Raw genomic sequence first — 16,759 nt, forward strand, 5'->3', positions numbered from 1 at the left:
GTTTCGATGTTTCTGTGATCTCGTCATTCAGAAAAAAATAAAAGCAAGTAGAAAAAAATTGTTTTTTCTACTTGCTTATTAATGGGAACCCCTGTATCTAAAGGGCGTTTAACATTTGAAATTGAGATTTGACAAGATCGAAATATTCTCCTCTTTTTTGCATCAATTCCTGATGGTTTCCTTTTTCCAGAATCTTTCCATGCTGCAATACAATGATTTGATCCGCTTCTCTGATGGTAGAGAGTCGGTGTGCTATCATGATTGCTGTTCGCCCCTTCAACAGCTTGCGTAATGCCTGCTGGATCTTCATTTCTGTTTCCGTGTCAATGCTCGCTGTTGCTTCATCAAGTATCAATATGCGAGGGTCAGCCAGTAGTGCACGTGCAAAGGACAATAATTGACGCTCACCAGCTGATAAAATATTACCTCTTTCTTCTACCTCTGTTTGGTATCCTTCTGCAAGACGCTGGATGAACTCGTCTGCACCGACTACTTTGGCTGCTTCGTATACTTCTTCATCCGCGGCATCCGGTCTGCCGAACCGGATATTTTCCATGATGGTTCCTGAAAAAATAAAAGTATCCTGCAGTACCACACTGATATTTTTTCGCAAGCTGTCAAGTTTTAAATCCCGGAGATCCAATCCATCGATTTTGACAGCACCTTTCGTCGGGTCATAAAATCGGCTGATCAGGTTAGCTATCGTTGATTTTCCTGAACCGGTATGACCAACAAGCGCAACGGTCTGACCAGGCTTCATTTCTAATGAAATTTCGTGCAAAGCAACCCTGTTTTCATCGTAGGAAAACTGTACTTTATCAAATTCAATATGCCCTTCCATATGATCAATTCTTTTTGCGTCAGGCTTCTCTTCTACATTCGGCTGTTCATCGAGAAATTCAAAAATCCTTTCCGAAGAAGCCATCGCAACCAAAAGCTGGTTATAGATTTGTCCGAGCCGTGAAATCGGCTCCCAAAACATGCCAAGGAAAAAGGCAAACGAAACGAATGTACCGATTTCAATGCCTCCATTTGCTTCTCCCAGCAATAATAAATGCGCTCCGTAAGAGATCAGGATGACGGTACCGATTGCATTACTCATTTCTACGAACGGACCGAAGTAAGCACTCTTTTTCGTAGCTAATCGTTCACTTTCGTAGTTATCCTTGTTCACTCCGTCAAAAAACGCCGTATTTTCCTGTTCTTGTGAAAAAGATTGGGTAATTCGAATCCCCTGCATGCTTTCATTAAGGTGAGAATTCAGTCTGGATTTTTGGATACGTACGTCCTGCCAAGCACGTCTGATATTACGACGCAGCTTTGTAGAAATATAGAACATAATCGGTAATACGATCATGACAGCCAATGCAAGTGGAGGACTGAGTACAAATAGAATGATGACAATTCCGAGCAGCATCACGACATCCATCAACAGATTAATAATTCCGTTAGTAAATAGCTCTTGCAGGGAATTGACGTCGTTCAATATCCGGACAAGAATTGAACCGGCTGACCTTTTATCGAAAAAGTTATGGGATAAGTGCTGTACGTGCGAGAAAAGATTTCTTCTCAAATCATATATGACATTCTGACCAAGGATGTTTACCCATTTGATCCGAAAAGTATTGGCCGCATAACTAATCAAATACAGGATGGAGATCCCGATGACAAGGTAAGTCAGAAAACCGACATCTTTATCTTTTATGGCTATGTCGATCGCCACTTTACCAATCAAAACAGGTACAGCCATCCTGATCAGCGTAGAAATAAACATGGCGATGATGGCACCTGGCACCAGTTTACCAGTATAAGGCTTTACGTACGTCAGGAGACGCAGCATTTGTTTCCAGTTAAAGGGCTTTTCCACTGCTTGATCCAGTGGGTAATAAAATCTGTTGAGATGCCTGTTTTGCTTCGGCTGATTTGCCATTGTTTTTGCCATAATACTCCCCCTTTATTTTACAGCGCTCATAATTTCCTGTTTATCCTGATACTGAATATCATATATCCGCTGATACGGTCCACCGTTCGTCAACAGTTCTTCATGTCTACCGCGCTCGACTATCTCGCCATCCTCCAGGACCAGCACTTCATCCGCGTGCTTCAAAGAAGAGATCCGATGTGCGATGATGAAAGTAGTTCGATTCTTCATGACTTCTTTTAAAGCCTTTTGGATTTTGAACTCTGTTTCCATATCGACGGCAGAGGTGGCATCATCCAATACCAAAATGCTCGGATTGATTAGAATGGCCCTGGCAATGGCAATCCGTTGCTTTTGCCCCCCGGATAGTCCCATTCCCCTTTCGCCAAGCATTGTTTCATAGCCCTCAGGCATTTCCATGATAAATTCATGTGCCTGTGCACGCTTAGCTGCATCCACGATTTCATCCATACTGGCATTCGGGTTGCCGTATGCGATATTTTCTTTGATAGAGGTAGAGAACAAAAAAGATTCCTGCAATACAAAACCGATATTACGGCGAAGGGATTTTAAATCGTATTCCTCCACTTTTCTTCCATCAACCAGCACTTCTCCTTTTTCTGGTTCATAAAAGCGGGTGATCAATTGTGTAATGCTTGTTTTACCTGCTCCGGTAGAACCGATTAAACCAACCACCGTGCCTGGAGGGGCATCAAAAGTAATATCTTTCAAGGCAGAATCATCATCTTCAGAATAGGTAAGGGTGACATTGCGAAAAGTGACATGACCTTGCAGACGGTTGGCTTCCACCGAATCCTCGATATTTTGGATGTCCTCTTCTGCCTCCAGAATTTCCAGTAACCGTTCTCCAGATGCCTTTGCTTGAGAAAACATGTTCACAATGAAACCAAGCTGCATTAATGGTCCCAATATATAATTGACAAGACTGAAAAAGGCAACAAGTTCACCCATACTTAGATTCTCGCTGATAACCAAATAGCCGCCGTAAGCAAGCAAAGCCACCATGCAGATATTTCCAATGAATTCCATAAGCGGGAAGTAACGTGCCCAAATATGAGAAGTGGCAATATAATTGTCTTTGTAATTATCGTTTTTATCTGTAAAACGGTAAATTTCGTAATCCTCTTTCGACAAGGATTTCACCGTATTCATCCCACTGACATTCTCCTGAATTCTGGTGTTAAGCCGGCCCATCGATTTTCTGATCTTCCGGAATGACGGATGGACTCGCCTGTCGAACTTATAGACGACAACTCCTAAAAATGGCATGGCTGCCATTGTGACCAGAGCAAGCGGAAAGGAATAGTAAAACATAACACTCAGACTAAGAAGCATCAGAAGCACTACTTTGATCAGCTCTTTACAACCAGCCGCAAGAAAAAATTTAAAGCCTTCCACGTCCATGGTAAGGCGAGACATCAAATCCCCTGTTCTCGCGTTGTCATAGTAGGAAAACGAAAGCCTTTGCAGTTTTTTGTATAAGCTATCCCTTAACGTATAAACAGATTTAACCCCGAATAACTCGCCTAAATATTGCTGGGAAAAGTTAGCGATACCTTTTATAGCCATAATCAAAATAAATCCGACCGATAAATACGGAATCAACTGGTACTGTCCATCCAACACTACATGGTCGATGGTCAACTGCAGAACCACTGGATAAACAACCGTTATTGCTGTTACAAGCATGACGAAAAACAAGGAAGCAAAAAACAGCTTTTTAAATGGCCAGTAATAGGAATGCAATTTTTTAAAAGTATCCAAGTATATCCCTCCTCCTGATGGTTTTTTTCACGTATGTATAAATATATCGGGTTGCGAAATATTTTTCCACCCATTTGACTCAATTTTTTTAAAATTTTTAATCGCCTGTGAATGGAATGGTTTCTGTACTGTCTTTCCTTTAATAGGATGGAAAATGGACATCATTTTCTATCGATTTTCTTTGAAGAAATATGTTGCTGGAGAATGAAATACTGCCAATAGATGATGATTGATAAAGTACAATCCCTATAAAGAAGCCGAGAAATTCGAAGAAATATCGAGAGAATTGTTGCGTATAGTTGCAATCAATATTTTTTTCTTTTAACCTAAAATAATAGAGGAAGGAGAACTAGTATGAACTTATTTCAAGAAGGTTTATCCTTGGATGTTAGCGCACTCCTGGAGCTGATCATCGGATATGGTTTGCAAATCATCCTGATCATCATCGGCTTTATGATTGCTGCTCCACTTGGGAAAAAGGTTATTTCTAACGCGCTATCCGGGGCTGGCAGAAGGGAAAAAATATCAAAAGGCAGAATGAAAACACTCGAAAAACTGCTGATCAATGTGTACTCTTATGTGCTTATTTTTCTGTTCATTGTCATGTTGTTTGGCATATTTGAGATACCGATTGGTCCATTGCTTGCAGGTGCTGGTGTCCTCGGTCTCGCAATCGGCTTTGGGGCCCAAGGATTAGTCAGCGATGTTGTCACTGGTTTTTTTCTTCTATTAGAAAAACAAGTAGAAGTAGATGAATACGTGACATTAGGTGGATTTGACGGAGTTGTGGAAGAAATTGGTTTGAGGACGACCAAGATCCGAAGCTTCGACGGCACATTAAATTTCGTTCCGAATAGAGAAATCACCAGTGTCAGCAATCATTCCCGCGGTACGATGCGTGCTCTCGTCGATATCGGAATCAGTTATGAAGACAACATAGACGAGGCAATGGCCGTTCTCCAGCGGATTTGCGATGATTTCCGCGAAAATGATGAACGCTGTACGGAAGGTCCCGACGTTCTCGGCGTACAAAGTATCGGCTCCTCAGATATCGTTCTGCGCGTACTCGGACAGACCGAAAACATGAGACAGTGGGAAGTAGAGCGAGACTTGCGAAAAAGAATCAAAGAAGAATTCGATGCTGCTGGTATCGACATTCCCTACCCGCATCAGGTTAATGTGGACAAACAGCCTAAATAATTACATGAAAAGACAGAGGCAGGCTTCTAATCGAACGGAAGCCTGTCTCTTTTCATGCTTGCCCACTTACCGAAAACGATTGTCGACCTGCTGACAAACCTCGTCTGCAGTCATCCCGTCTGCATTGATAACGGGAGCCTGCGTACTTGCTGTCGCCATTCCCATCACGTTTTTATCTTGACCGGAAATAACACAGCAATCACAATTTTGCACATCTGCTTCCTGTCTCAATTCCACCAAATCATAGCCCCGCTCCTGTAATGCTCCTTTCACATCAGAAAGCGTGCCTTCTATCCCGATTCGCGGCATCCAAATACCTCCCGTCTAATTGAATTAAAATATCTTTCATAAACTCCCCAAAAACCCTAAAAAGCATACAAAAAAACAGCTGTACTAGGTCTATCATTGAACAGACTCATGCCGGGACAATTTTAGTGGCCGTGCGCAACTGATCAATTTTTCTCCAGAGATTCCCCTCAATGTTCTGTTCATACCGGAAAAGTTCCTCAGGGGAGAAAGGCAATAAAAAAGGAGACGCCACAAACTCTGGGTCTCCTTGGAACTAGCTAGCAAAAGACATATTCCGTATCGTTTTCTCCACGATTTCAACACCTGTCAACAGTGCATCCTCTGAGGGGCTCAACTTACTATGATGCAAACCATAAGGGGAATCGACACCTAGCCAAAACATAAAACCGGGTATATCTTTCAGCATATAGCCAAAGTCTTCACCTGTCATCGCTGCTTTGGCTTCTTTCCATGTATATCCCGCTTCGGTAACGACTTGCCTAAACATTTCCACGTACTGCTCTGAATTGAGAACTTGGTGGTAATTAGCTCCGTAATCGATCGTTATTTTGCAGTCAAAACTAATCTCATGCCCTTTGGCAATTTGTTCGATGTGTTGTTTCACGAGATGAATCGCTTCCGGATCAAGCGTTCGAATTGTCCCTTCCAGACGGGCGTTTTCTGCAATAACATTTTGAACGAAACCACCGCTGATTTTTCCGATTGTCACCACAGCACTTTGCAATGGATCGATGCGCCTTGCTACAATTTGCTGCAGCTGGGTGACAAAACTGCTGGCTGCAGTTACCATATCATTGGTTAAATGCGGATAGGCAGCATGCCCTCCCTTGCCTTTGAAATCGATAAACAATTCGCTCGTATTAGCAAATAACAGGCCTGCACGAGTCGAAACCGTACCAGCAGGAAGCTCGGGGGCTACATGCAAGGCAAAAATCGTATCAGGTTTCCATTCACCTACCAGGGCGGATTGAAGCATGGGCAAAGCACCACCGGGGCCCTCCTCTGCCGGCTGGAAAATAAACAAAACATCATCTTCTACCGGTTGCTCTGCCAAACGTTGCAATGCTCCCAAAGCGATGGTCATGTGAAAATCATGTCCGCATGCATGCATGTTCCCTTCATGCTTTGAAGCAAATGAGAAGCCTGTTTCCTCTTTAATCGGTAACCCATCTATGTCTGTACGGTATCCGATTAGTCGGGAAGGATTCGTACCCGATATTTTTACTAATAATCCCGTTTCCCATTGTTTTATTGTCAAATGTTCCTGACGAAAGTGCCCGATCTTGTCCTTTAAATATTTTTGGGTCTTAAACTCCTGAAAACCCAACTCGGGGATCTGGTGTAAGTCTCTTCTGGTAGCAATCAAATCCTCCTGGTTCATTGCTCCACCCTCCATTCAATGTGTTGTAAACAAAAAATTTCTCTTTGGCTGTTACCGAAGCCAGGGTCGAATTGGAAAAAGCAGGAGAAACATCTCCTGCTTTGATCTCTAATGATTCACTTTACTGATCTAGTTTTCTCAGTTCTGCCTTAATTTCTGTTTTCGCTTTAGTTTGGTCATCGATTTCCTTCAGAACCTTAGCAGGAGTACCTGCCACCAAGGTATTGGCCGGAACGTCTTTTGTAACAATTGCTCCTGCAGCAACGACCGCTCCTTCACCGACAGTGACTCCTTCAAGAATCACTGCATTGGCACCTACGACCACCCCATCTTCAATTACGACCGGTTTTGCGGAAGGCGGCTCAATAACGCCTGCAAGTACAGCACCAGCACCGATATGGCAGTTTTTACCAACCGTAACTCTTCCGCCTAATGTTACATTCATATCAATCATGGTTCCTTCTCCAATGACCGAGCCAATGTTAATCATGGCTCCCATCATAATGACGGCACCCTCACCGATTTCCACTTGGTCGCGGATAACAGCACCTGGTTCAATTCGGGCATTCACCTCTTTTAAATCGAGTAAAGGAATAGCCGAATTTCTCCGGTCGTTCTCGATTGCATAATCCTTAATTTGCTCCTTATATGTATCCAATACAGCAGCGATGTCTTTCCACTCACCAAAAAGAACACCTGTCTTTTCATCCACAAAATCCTGGATTTGTTCACCAAAATCAATCGTATTCAATTGATCGCCTTTTACATAAACTTTTACAGGTGTCGATTTTTTGCTATTAGAAATGAATGATATAATTTCATTCGCATCCATCATTTTCATCAGTTTCCCTCCAATATTCATACTCTGTTATCCACTTTATCAAATTTTCAAACATGGATACAAGCATTTTAATCCACAAGCGAAGATTCTTATTATCTTCTTTCAAAAAAAGGTTCTCTGCCAAATGTAGTGGTGTGATTTTTCACTCCACCACTCTATATCGAAAGGTCCCAAAATAACCAGGCCGCGGAGGAATAAACTTGCTTTATCGCGGACGATTGTCCGAGCCTTCTCGCAAAGCCAGTTGTCGGATTTCGACACCCCGTTTTTTTCACAAAAGTCTGGTCTCTTATGCTCTACTATGCTATTTGGCTCGACTAGGAACACTACTACATTCCGTTTTGGCCCATAAGCAAACTTTTTCCATATAAAAAGGGCTCCTGGATAACCAAGAACCCTCTATAATATGAAGATTTTAAATTTTTTCAGTTATCATTTCTGTTTCTGTAGAATACTTGCTTGCGTGAAGGTTTTTATTCAACTGCTTTAAAATTGCCCTTCTTGTTACTATCCCGTCGAAATAACCTTGTTGGTCAGCAACGCATACGAAAGGATAATCAATGACTGCTTTTAATGCAGTAAGAAAGTCATCTTCTTTTGAGAGGCAGGGTATGTCTGTATTCATCACTTCATGGACCGTTGCCACTGATAGTTTCTCCATCTCAAATCGCTCTAGTCCAAGAATACCGTTCAAAATGATCGTTTTACCAATCGTTCCTTGCAATTTGAACGAAGCATCCAGTACTGGTACTGCTGAATAACCTGATTTCACAAGTACGAGCAGTGCGTGTTCCAATGGGTTGCCCATTTGAACGTGCGCTACTTTTTCTGCTGGAATCATTAAATCTTCCACTACCATATTTGTCATGTTTTTGTTTTGCGTACTACTCATTTGTTGACACTCCTTTTTAGCAGTTGAAGGAGTTTTCACGCTCTAAACCCACCATTATTTTACCATAACTCCATAATGAAAACCATTCGATGCCCCATATTCTCGCCGGGAAATAGCGACCGAATTCGACAACTGCCACTTCCTCTTTTCACAAATTTCGCTTAATCGAAACCTCTATTTCCTTTATAAAAAGCACCAATACGTGTATAATAAAAACTAAATGCAATAATCCTCTTGCGGAAGGACGATGATTTTTTGGCTCAAACGCACACTTTTTCTAAAAATGAAGAGATTGCCAATGCTATCACTCATGCTGTCGGTGCCGTTTTCAGCATCGCCGCCTTGGTAATCCTGGTTATGTATGCAAGTCAGTTCGGAAACGTATGGCATGTAGTTAGTTTTACTCTTTTTGGTGTCACCATGGTTCTGTTATATACATCTTCGACTTTTGTGCATGCTTTGCCAAAAGGTCGCGGAAAAGATATATTTGAAATTCTCGACCATTCTTCGATTTACTTTTTTATCGCAGGTTCCTATACTCCGTTTTTATTTGTAGCTGTAAAAGGATGGCTTGGCTGGACCTTATTCGGAATAGTATGGGGAATTGCGATAGCTGGAACCATATTTAAATGTTTTTTTGTCAAAAGATTTTTATTCGTTTCCACAATCGGATATATTGCTGTCGGTTGGCAAATCGTTTTTGCCTGGAATACTCTCACGGAAAACATCCATTTTAATGGTTTGCTTTTGCTTGTGATCGGCGGTTTGCTCTATACGATAGGATCGATTTTTTATATGTGGAGAGGATTTAGATTTCATCATGCAATCTGGCATCTGTTTGTTCTGGCAGGGACCGCCCTCCACTTCTTTTCCGTTATTCTTTATTTGGTTTAGTAAAAAAAACAGACGCCAGTCTCTGAAAGCTGCGTCTGTTTTTCTTGTATACCGGCTAAAATGGACGTTTATTCAACCATTGTCCCCCATCCATCGTGATCACTTCCCCATTAATATACGCCGCATGTCTGGAACAGAGAAAATGGGCCAGCTCCGCTATTTCTTCCGGTTTACCGAGTCGTTGAAGCGGTACGGATTCCACTGTTTTTTGAGCAGCTTGTTCTGATTCGAACAATTTGTCTGCTCCGCCTGTTCGCTCGATTGGTCCCGGGGCGATTGCGTTTACCCTTATTCCATAACTGCTTCCCCACTCCACAGCAAGCGTCCTGGTCATAGAAAGAACTCCTGCCTTAGCAGCTGCTGAGTGAATGACTCCTGCACCAGCATTCCATGCATAGGTGGCAACCATATTGACGATATTCCCCTTTTGCTTGTTGGCGATCCAGTAGCTGCCGATTTCCCTGCTGCAATAAAAACTCCCATTCAGAACGATATCAATAACCGCATTCCAACCGTTCACGCTCAATTCCTCGGCACGACATAGAAAGTTGCCTGCAGCATTATTAACTAAATGGTCGACACTTCCGAATATCCGGACGGTTTCCTCCAGCATCTCCGAAACGTGTTCGGGCTTCCGGACATCCATTACTTTGTACGCGGCTTTTCCATCCCCTGCTTTTTCAACTTCTTTCACGGCCTCTGCTAATTTTTGTTCCGTCCTGCCGGTGATCATCACCTTAGCTCCGGCTTGTACGAAACGTTTGGCCATATATTTTCCCATACCACTGGATCCCCCTGTGATAATGACTGTTTCGTTTTCCATTCCCATCTCTCCCTTCTCTATATACATTTCCATATAATGATCGAAAACCCTTTCAACAATAAAAGGTTCTCTTAGACACGAAAACTTTTAATCCGTGCTATAATGCTACTAGATTACTCTAGCAGAAGAAGGGTTTGGACATAGATGAACCGAAGATCGTTCCTGAAAAAAATGACAGCTTCTGTCCTCGCACTATTAGGGATTGGGGGCGGATCCTATTATTATGCCAGGGAAATAGAACCTGGTATGTTAAAGATTCATAAGGAAACACTTTCCTCAACAAATATCCCGAAATCATTCGATGGTTTAAAAATACTGCAATTCTCCGATACACATGTTGGTTTTCACTATACACTTGAGCAACTAGACCAGCTAACAGCAGAAATAAACAGCCAAAACCCGGATATCGTTTTATTTACTGGTGATTTAGTTGATGAACCTCATCAATTTTCCTGGAATCGCCGAATCTCAGATATTCTGAAAAGCATACACGGACCTGAAGGCAAGTTCTGGATTTATGGTAACCATGACCACGGCGGTTATGGTACGGAAACCGTAAAAGAAGCAATGGAAGCTGGTGGGTTCGTACTTTTACAAAACCAGCACACAACGATTAAAAAAGGAAATGAATCGATAGTAATGGCTGGTGTAGACGACGTGATGCTCGGACAGCCTGACTTGGATACGGCGTTAGAAGGTGCTGATCCTGATGCCTATACAATGGTAATGATTCACGAGCCTGACTATGCGGAAAAAGCAAAGCACTATCCAATAGATGTCCAATTTTCCGGTCACAGTCATGGAGGACAGGTACAAATACCTTTGATTGGTCATATTTACACTCCGGCTTACGCAGAGAAATACGTGGAAGGAAACTATCAACTAGGTGACAGATTGCAGTTGTTTGTGAGCAGAGGTATCGGTACTACCCGGCTGCCTTATCGATTTTTATGTGCTCCGGAAATAACCATTTTTCAATTAAAATCTGAACAATAGCCACACCGAATATGGAATGCTTCACAGAACGGACATGGTATTTTTCACTCAGCCATGCTAAAATGATGGACAAACAGAAATGGAGTTACGGAGGTTCTTACAGATGACTCGAAGATGGATTGCAGCAATAGCAGGGATTGTTACTCTGTTATTATTAGCTGCCTGCGGACCAAAGTATGAAGGGGATTTTTCTTATGAAGTAAAGCCCTTCGCTTATGAAAATCAAGATGGCGAAACTGTCTCAAAGGAGGATTTGGACGGGAAATTTTGGGTAGCCGACATGATATTCACCAATTGTGAAACCGTGTGCCCTCCTATGACAGCTAACATGGCTCGATTGCAAGATAAATTGAAAGCGGAAAATTTGGATGTTCACCTTGTTTCCTTTAGTATCGACCCAGAGCATGATACCCCACAAGATTTGAAGCAGTATAGTGAAGAACGCGGGGGCGAATTTGACAACTGGGACTTGCTTACTGGATATGATTTTGACGAAATCAAAGAGTTTTCGGTTAAATCATTTAAAGCATTGGTCGAAGAACTCGATGACGGTCAATACTTACATGCCACAAGATTCTATTTAGTATCTCCAGAAGGCAATGCCATCAAAGCTTATGATGGTACAAAAGCGGCTGAAATGGATAAAATTGTGGAAGATATTAAAAAAATGAGCAATTAATCTTACTCTTTCGGCCTGGATCCACCAGGCCGGAAACCCTAAACAATTTATCTTTCACCTTGAGCAACAAGGAGGACAAAACATGAGCAGAAAAACAAATGATCTGGACGAAATTGCCAAAGCCCTTTTTATCGTAAACCGTCATGCAAAGACGGCGCTTAATCCCCGTGGGCTTTATGATATGAAAAAACAGGCTATTAATAAATTGCTACAAGAAAAACAAGCTGAAAAAGTAGGCTTGCATTTCTCTGACCGTCCAAAGTTAAGCAGGCAACATTCCACCTTATTGGTAAAAGTAAGTAACTTTTACTTCCATATCCCTCCCGCCAAACAAGATTTTCAAGATGTAAAGCATCTGGGACCGACAGATAAAAATTTCCGCAATCCTAAACCCCAAATGAGCCTGAACACGGCAAAAAAAATACTCTCCGGATACTTGGGATGGACTTATCCCGAGAAGGCGGAACCTGCCAAAAGACGCCCTTCCTCCTATTATACTCCCTCTTCACTTGGCCAGTGGGAAAGACGGCCGCGTAAAAAACAAAAAAGATGATAGCTTCTCTCGGTCAGCTTGTAGATAATCGTGGTTTATCTACAAGCTTTTTCACTTCCATTCCGTTCCGATTAAAAAAGAAAGTTGAACATGGCAAACAGATATGGAAATTCTGCTAGTCTGTAACAACTATTTTCATTGGATAGTGGTTTATTCCAACAAAGAAACGGAAATGGTTCCATAAAAGGAGGTTATTACATGCTTGAATTGCAGGATTTTCTATATGAATTGAATAAATATATGGATCAGACATCCATCCTGAAAGATGCATATAATAGACTATCGGATTCGGAAAAGCAGTTTGTTTTATCCCAATCACCGAACCAAACTCCACCTGATGTCTTAGCAGAAGATGCTACCAAATGGCTGTCCGCCATGCAAACAGAAATGGGTATATCAAATGAGTAAACGACCAGCGTTTCCTATGGGTAAATAGGTAAACATTAGGTTTGAAAGCATTTTTGTCCATTTAATTCTAAATTTATAAGCTTTTCCCTTTTTGGTTCTCTGTCAATGTGGTGGTGTGATTTTTCACTCCACCCTCTCTTTATCGAAAGGCTCCCTCCAAAAAAATAGCTATTTTTCCTCAGGCCGCAGAGGAAATAACTCGCTTTCCGCGGACGAACGTCCGAGCCTCCTCGCAAAGCCAGCTGCGGAGTCTCGGTCGTCCGTTTTTCCGCAGGAGTCTCGCTTAGTTCCTGCTACTCTATTTCTCTCTAAAAAGCCTTCTTAACCGCTTGCTGCCCTAAAATTTGATGCTTTAACCATTCATCCAATCACTGCCTGATGAAATGAAATCAGTTGGAACCTTTCTCCTCCTGCATCTCCTTTGAACTCATCAATAGCGATTGGACCTTGGATGACTTGATTTCTATACCCATGTAACCGTTTGGTTTTCTTCTTGGAAAACGGGCACCATACGAAATACAAAAAAACACAACAATCCCCATTAATTAGAATGAGGAATACTGTGTTCTTTTTTTGCTACTGACGAGCTTGTTTTTTCTGAATTCCGGCCAATGTTTTGAAGAGTTTTACAATAAATAAAAAGCCTCCGAAAAACACAAAGCCAAGCAGTAAAAAGGATAGCTGTACTCCCTGTTCCTCTCCTCTCATCCCGTCCTCTGCTTGAAAAGCAAGCAATAAGACAGAAAGAAGGAAGATACCGCCAATAAGGTAAGTTAATAAATCTGCCCAATGCAGCAAAATCATAAATTTCACCAACGGTCTGATTAGCCAAAAACATAACAGAATACTAAAGAATCCCAAAAGTGTGTACAAATAACGGTCCGAGATGCCCAACGTATGCAATTGATTGGTATTTATAATGGAAGATAATTTGCATATAGGTATCGTAACCCATACAGTCATGGTACATCCTCACCTTTTCAGTCTTTTGGATTCAGCCTATCCACCTGATGGAAGCTTTATACATCAAGACAATACCGGTTCACCTGCAGTGCTGGCAAAGCGAATAATTTCATCTTTCTTCTGTTGGACCTCCTGATATCCCTGACGATATAGTGCGTCAAGTTTCGATTTGTCCCGTTCAATTCTGCCAACTTCCAAGGGCTGTTCTGGCCTTATAATATATACTTGGTTATTTCTTTCCATCTCTTCCAGCATCTTAACCCTGCTATTATACTTTTCATATCGGCTTTGCATGGCCTGAAGAAGAGCAGGATGTGCTTTGAATGAGCGTCTAAACAACCATGCAAACTTCATCGGTTTCTTAACATAACCTTGATTCCTTGTTAGAATTACAACATGTTTACGATTTCCCGCATCAATAGATGGTTGTATAGGAATAGGATCTGCAATCCCTCCATCCATCAAGTTCCTCCCTTGAACCGAAATACTTGGCGACACAAAAGGGAGAGAGCTGGAAGCCCGGATAATCTTAAGTAATTCTTTATCCGAATGAAACGTATCAAAGTACACCGGCATACCGGTATCAATATCTGTCGTACCTGCTACAAAACGGATATTGCTGTTAAAAAAAGAATTAAAATCAAAGGGGACAAGCTGATTAGGCAGAACATCAAAGATAAAGTCCATGCCAAACAGTTCTTTTCTCGTAATAGCTCTTTTGAGTGATATGTACTCTGGATGGCTTCCATATTCCACCAATACTTTGTAATTTCGTCCTCGCTGTCCCGCCACATAGGAAGTAGCATTACAAGCACCAGCCGAAACCCCTGTTACAAAAGGAAAATTAATCCCGTGGTCGTGAAAAGCATCAAGCACTCCAGCTGTATATGCTCCTCTCATGCCTCCGCCTTCCAAAACTAATCCAACATCCTGAAACATGTAGACACATCCTTTTTCATCTATAAGCAATTGGAAATTAATAGGTTTAAAATAGAACCATTATATCGAATTTAAATTCATCTAGCAAATTCAAAAGACGGGATCCGGTCGATGGAACATAAGTTTCTCTAACTATAAGAGTTTTTAGAATAAAACGTATTATGGTATCATCAGTTTACCAGTCGAATTATCGGGCTGTTCTATTTGGCTTGCATCCTAGTTTCCATTTGAGGATTTTAAAAGTTCTTCTTTCTACGAACTTGATGTAATCGCAAAACTGTTACTACCTGGTATTGATTGGTATCTCTCACGTTAACCTGATCGTACATACTCCCTATATTTATCCTCAGGTTGAACAAATCAGAGAACTTTTCAGGAGGTTGGCAAACATGGAACATCTTCTTAATGATCAAGTAAAAGCACTGCAAATTTCCGGAATCCGAAAATTTTTCAATATGGTAAGTGATAAACAGGACATTGTCTCCCTGACAATTGGTCAGCCTGATATCCCTACTCCCGAGCATGTGAAACATGCCGGAATACAAGCCATTCAAAGAAATCATACGACGTACACGCATAACGCCGGAATGCTGCCTTTACGTCAAGCAATTGCGGATTTTGCAAGGGGAAAATACAAGTTATCTTACAATCCGCAAACGGAAGTAATTGTGACGGTCGGTGCTTCCCAGGCAATCGATATTACCTTACGGACGATTGTCGAAAATGGGGACGAAGTAATCCTTCCCTCCCCGGTTTATCCGGGATATGAACCCTTAATCCGCATGGCCGGTGGAACACCTGTTCATGTAGATACTCGCACAAACAATTTCAAATTGACGAGGGATCTGATTGAACAGCATATTACAGATCATACAAAGTGTATCATTCTACCGTATCCTTCCAATCCTACGGGAATGACGCTAACCAAACAAGAACTTCAGGAGATTGCCAATTTATTGGCTGATAAAGAAATCTTTGTTTTAGCAGATGAAATTTATAGCGAACTCGTATATGAGCAAGAGCATACTTCAATCGGTACGTTTCCCCAAGTGAAAGATAAAACCATCGTTATCAACGGCTTGTCTAAATCACATTCGATGACCGGTTGGAGAATCGGCTATTTAATGTGTCCAGAATGGCTATCTCAACATATTTTGAAAGTTCATCAATATAACGTATCCTGTGCTACATCCATTAGTCAGCATGCTGCTTTAGCTGCATTGACAGAAGGCAGACAGGACCCTGTGGAGATGAGACAGCAGTATAAGCAAAGGCGTGATTACGTTTACGATCGCCTGCTGGACATGGGATTGGATGTCACCAAACCAGACGGAGCTTTCTATTTTTTTATCGGAATTCAACTCGGAGATATATCATCGTTTGATTTAGCGTTAAAACTTGTAGAGGAGGCTAAGTTGGCGCTAGTTCCAGGAGATGCTTTTTCTGCAGGGGGACAAGGCTATTTACGTCTTTCCTATGCTTATGATTTACCTACTTTAGAGGAAGCTTTAAATAGGCTTGAAACATTTTTAGCTAATTATCAGTGAGAGGTTGACCGGATATGGTTTGGCCCTCATCCAGCTCTACACCTTCCCCGTAAAGCTCATCAATCGTTTTTGCTTTAATACTTTGGGTTTTACGAGGAGTTGGCTGAACCGGTCAAGGCGTACGTTTTTAAAAAAATAAGGATTTTTGCCAACATTTTTCTTTCTTCTCCCGACTTGTAAATGTTGGCAAAAATCCAAACAGTTAATTTCTACTTCAGCGCCTAGCAACTAGCAAACTTCCCTTGCCTCCGTACGATAAGTCAACATGGATTCGCTCCGCTCATCCTGTTTCCTTTATCTCAAAAAGCAAGGCTGTTCGATCGAAAACCGCCGCTTTGCGCGGCAACGTCGAACCACTCCCGTTGCGGGAGTGCAGTTTATACGTTGCTGATCAAGACGCTTTCGCTTTTCTTATTTATTCATCTATTTTTTGATAGTGTTTTGTTTTTTCGTAGGTGTTTAAAAGGTGGTCCAGTTCCTGGCTTAATGAAATGGATTCGTTACTGGTGAAGCCTTTACGGAGGGCTACTTTCGCCATTTTGTTGCGTAAGTATTCAATTTTTTCTAAAAGCACCTGAGAATTTTCCATCTTCGGCTTGGTTACCCCCTAACAGCTTGCTGATATACT

General features: G+C 41.8%; 17 protein-coding genes. 7 read left to right on the top strand and 10 right to left on the bottom strand.

Going from position 1 to position 16,759, the window contains the following annotated elements:
* Positions 1 to 97: 97 nt before the first annotated feature.
* Together BN1067_RS15990 and BN1067_RS15995 are read right to left on the bottom strand one after the other, a co-directional pair.
* The gene (locus BN1067_RS15990) at positions 98 to 1,942 is read right to left on the bottom strand and encodes an ABC transporter ATP-binding protein (protein WP_053219823.1); all 1,845 of its coding nucleotides are present in this window, start codon (positions 1,940 to 1,942) and stop codon (positions 98 to 100) included.
* Between the two features lie 12 nt (positions 1,943 to 1,954).
* The gene (locus BN1067_RS15995) at positions 1,955 to 3,706 is read right to left on the bottom strand and encodes an ABC transporter ATP-binding protein (protein ID WP_053219824.1); all 1,752 of its coding nucleotides are present in this window, start codon (positions 3,704 to 3,706) and stop codon (positions 1,955 to 1,957) included.
* Positions 3,707 to 4,060: 354 nt separating this feature from the next.
* On the opposite strand from BN1067_RS15995, the gene BN1067_RS16000 reads away from it, so the two are divergent.
* Complete coding sequence (locus BN1067_RS16000; RefSeq protein WP_053219825.1) at positions 4,061 to 4,906, top strand: mechanosensitive ion channel family protein; 846 nt, start codon at positions 4,061 to 4,063, stop codon at positions 4,904 to 4,906.
* A gap of 66 nt (positions 4,907 to 4,972) precedes the next feature.
* On the opposite strand, the gene BN1067_RS16005 is transcribed toward BN1067_RS16000, so the two are convergent.
* The 4 genes from BN1067_RS16005 to cbpB form a co-directional block, all read right to left on the bottom strand.
* Complete coding sequence (locus tag BN1067_RS16005; RefSeq protein WP_053219826.1) at positions 4,973 to 5,215, bottom strand: YkuS family protein; 243 nt, start codon at positions 5,213 to 5,215, stop codon at positions 4,973 to 4,975.
* A gap of 253 nt (positions 5,216 to 5,468) precedes the next feature.
* The gene (locus BN1067_RS16010) at positions 5,469 to 6,596 is read right to left on the bottom strand and encodes an N-acetyldiaminopimelate deacetylase (RefSeq protein ID WP_053219827.1); all 1,128 of its coding nucleotides are present in this window, start codon (positions 6,594 to 6,596) and stop codon (positions 5,469 to 5,471) included.
* A gap of 121 nt (positions 6,597 to 6,717) precedes the next feature.
* On the bottom strand, positions 6,718 to 7,437 hold the full coding sequence (dapD, locus tag BN1067_RS16015) for a 2,3,4,5-tetrahydropyridine-2,6-dicarboxylate N-acetyltransferase (protein WP_053219828.1): 720 nt from the start codon (positions 7,435 to 7,437) through the stop codon (positions 6,718 to 6,720).
* Positions 7,438 to 7,852: 415 nt separating this feature from the next.
* Positions 7,853 to 8,329 carry a cyclic-di-AMP-binding protein CbpB gene (gene cbpB / locus BN1067_RS16020; RefSeq protein ID WP_053219829.1) on the bottom strand — a complete coding sequence of 159 codons (477 nt, stop codon included), beginning with the start codon at positions 8,327 to 8,329 and terminating at the stop codon, positions 7,853 to 7,855.
* 255 nt (positions 8,330 to 8,584) lie between these two features.
* Here cbpB and trhA point away from each other — a divergent pair, with 255 nt between their 5' ends.
* Complete coding sequence (trhA, locus tag BN1067_RS16025) at positions 8,585 to 9,223, top strand: PAQR family membrane homeostasis protein TrhA (RefSeq protein WP_053219830.1); 639 nt, start codon at positions 8,585 to 8,587, stop codon at positions 9,221 to 9,223.
* Between the two features lie 55 nt (positions 9,224 to 9,278).
* Here the strand turns inward: trhA and fadH are convergent, their stop codons facing one another.
* Positions 9,279 to 10,046: a 2,4-dienoyl-CoA reductase gene (fadH, locus tag BN1067_RS16030; RefSeq protein WP_053219831.1), complete on the bottom strand. Its 768-nt coding sequence runs from the start codon at positions 10,044 to 10,046 to the stop codon at positions 9,279 to 9,281.
* Between the two features lie 144 nt (positions 10,047 to 10,190).
* Between fadH and BN1067_RS16035 the strand changes: the two genes are divergently transcribed.
* The 4 genes from BN1067_RS16035 to BN1067_RS16050 all read left to right on the top strand — a co-directional run bounded on the left by BN1067_RS16035 (position 10,191) and on the right by BN1067_RS16050 (position 12,682).
* A complete protein-coding gene (locus BN1067_RS16035) occupies positions 10,191 to 11,042 on the top strand; it encodes a metallophosphoesterase (RefSeq protein ID WP_053219832.1) in 852 nt (283 codons plus the stop codon).
* A 103-nt stretch (positions 11,043 to 11,145) separates the two neighbouring features.
* Positions 11,146 to 11,721, top strand: coding sequence for an SCO family protein (locus BN1067_RS16040; protein ID WP_053219833.1), 576 nt, complete (start codon positions 11,146 to 11,148; stop codon positions 11,719 to 11,721).
* An 82-nt stretch (positions 11,722 to 11,803) separates the two neighbouring features.
* A complete protein-coding gene (locus BN1067_RS16045) occupies positions 11,804 to 12,274 on the top strand; it encodes a YkyB family protein (RefSeq protein ID WP_053219834.1) in 471 nt (156 codons plus the stop codon).
* Between the two features lie 198 nt (positions 12,275 to 12,472).
* Complete coding sequence (locus BN1067_RS16050) at positions 12,473 to 12,682, top strand: hypothetical protein (RefSeq protein ID WP_053219835.1); 210 nt, start codon at positions 12,473 to 12,475, stop codon at positions 12,680 to 12,682.
* A 576-nt stretch (positions 12,683 to 13,258) separates the two neighbouring features.
* Here the strand turns inward: BN1067_RS16050 and BN1067_RS16055 are convergent.
* Positions 13,259 to 13,645, bottom strand: coding sequence for a hypothetical protein (locus tag BN1067_RS16055; RefSeq protein WP_053219836.1), 387 nt, complete (start codon positions 13,643 to 13,645; stop codon positions 13,259 to 13,261).
* A 63-nt stretch (positions 13,646 to 13,708) separates the two neighbouring features.
* The gene (locus tag BN1067_RS16060) at positions 13,709 to 14,584 is read right to left on the bottom strand and encodes a patatin-like phospholipase family protein (protein WP_053219837.1); all 876 of its coding nucleotides are present in this window, start codon (positions 14,582 to 14,584) and stop codon (positions 13,709 to 13,711) included.
* A 389-nt stretch (positions 14,585 to 14,973) separates the two neighbouring features.
* Here BN1067_RS16060 and BN1067_RS16065 point away from each other — a divergent pair, with 389 nt between their 5' ends.
* Positions 14,974 to 16,131, top strand: coding sequence for an aminotransferase A (locus tag BN1067_RS16065; protein ID WP_053219838.1), 1,158 nt, complete (start codon positions 14,974 to 14,976; stop codon positions 16,129 to 16,131).
* Between the two features lie 415 nt (positions 16,132 to 16,546).
* Here BN1067_RS16065 and BN1067_RS16075 read toward each other — a convergent pair whose 3' ends face one another.
* Positions 16,547 to 16,720, bottom strand: a complete 174-nt coding sequence (locus tag BN1067_RS16075; protein ID WP_110943523.1) for an aspartyl-phosphate phosphatase Spo0E family protein — start codon at positions 16,718 to 16,720, stop codon at positions 16,547 to 16,549.
* Positions 16,721 to 16,759: the final 39 nt, after the last annotated feature.

Origin of the sequence: Virgibacillus senegalensis, from assembly GCF_000821245.2 — a bacterium.
GTDB lineage: Bacteria > Bacillota > Bacilli > Bacillales > Amphibacillaceae > Sediminibacillus > Sediminibacillus senegalensis.

Coding starts and splice junctions, on each gene's coding strand:
- cbpB (WP_053219829.1), bottom strand. CDS start 8,329: ATGAGTAGTACGCAAAACAAAAACATGACAAATATGGTAGTGGAAGAT.
- fadH (WP_053219831.1), bottom strand. CDS start 10,046: ATGGAAAACGAAACAGTCATTATCACAGGGGGATCCAGTGGTATGGGA.
- BN1067_RS16035 (WP_053219832.1), top strand. CDS start 10,191: ATGAACCGAAGATCGTTCCTGAAAAAAATGACAGCTTCTGTCCTCGCA.
- BN1067_RS16000 (WP_053219825.1), top strand. CDS start 4,061: ATGAACTTATTTCAAGAAGGTTTATCCTTGGATGTTAGCGCACTCCTG.
- BN1067_RS16075 (WP_110943523.1), bottom strand. CDS start 16,720: ATGGAAAATTCTCAGGTGCTTTTAGAAAAAATTGAATACTTACGCAAC.
- BN1067_RS16010 (WP_053219827.1), bottom strand. CDS start 6,596: ATGAACCAGGAGGATTTGATTGCTACCAGAAGAGACTTACACCAGATC.
- BN1067_RS16045 (WP_053219834.1), top strand. CDS start 11,804: ATGAGCAGAAAAACAAATGATCTGGACGAAATTGCCAAAGCCCTTTTT.
- BN1067_RS15990 (WP_053219823.1), bottom strand. CDS start 1,942: ATGGCAAAAACAATGGCAAATCAGCCGAAGCAAAACAGGCATCTCAAC.
- BN1067_RS16065 (WP_053219838.1), top strand. CDS start 14,974: ATGGAACATCTTCTTAATGATCAAGTAAAAGCACTGCAAATTTCCGGA.
- BN1067_RS16055 (WP_053219836.1), bottom strand. CDS start 13,645: ATGACTGTATGGGTTACGATACCTATATGCAAATTATCTTCCATTATA.
- BN1067_RS16060 (WP_053219837.1), bottom strand. CDS start 14,584: ATGTTTCAGGATGTTGGATTAGTTTTGGAAGGCGGAGGCATGAGAGGA.
- dapD (WP_053219828.1), bottom strand. CDS start 7,437: ATGAAAATGATGGATGCGAATGAAATTATATCATTCATTTCTAATAGC.
- BN1067_RS16040 (WP_053219833.1), top strand. CDS start 11,146: ATGACTCGAAGATGGATTGCAGCAATAGCAGGGATTGTTACTCTGTTA.
- BN1067_RS16005 (WP_053219826.1), bottom strand. CDS start 5,215: ATGCCGCGAATCGGGATAGAAGGCACGCTTTCTGATGTGAAAGGAGCA.
- BN1067_RS16050 (WP_053219835.1), top strand. CDS start 12,473: ATGCTTGAATTGCAGGATTTTCTATATGAATTGAATAAATATATGGAT.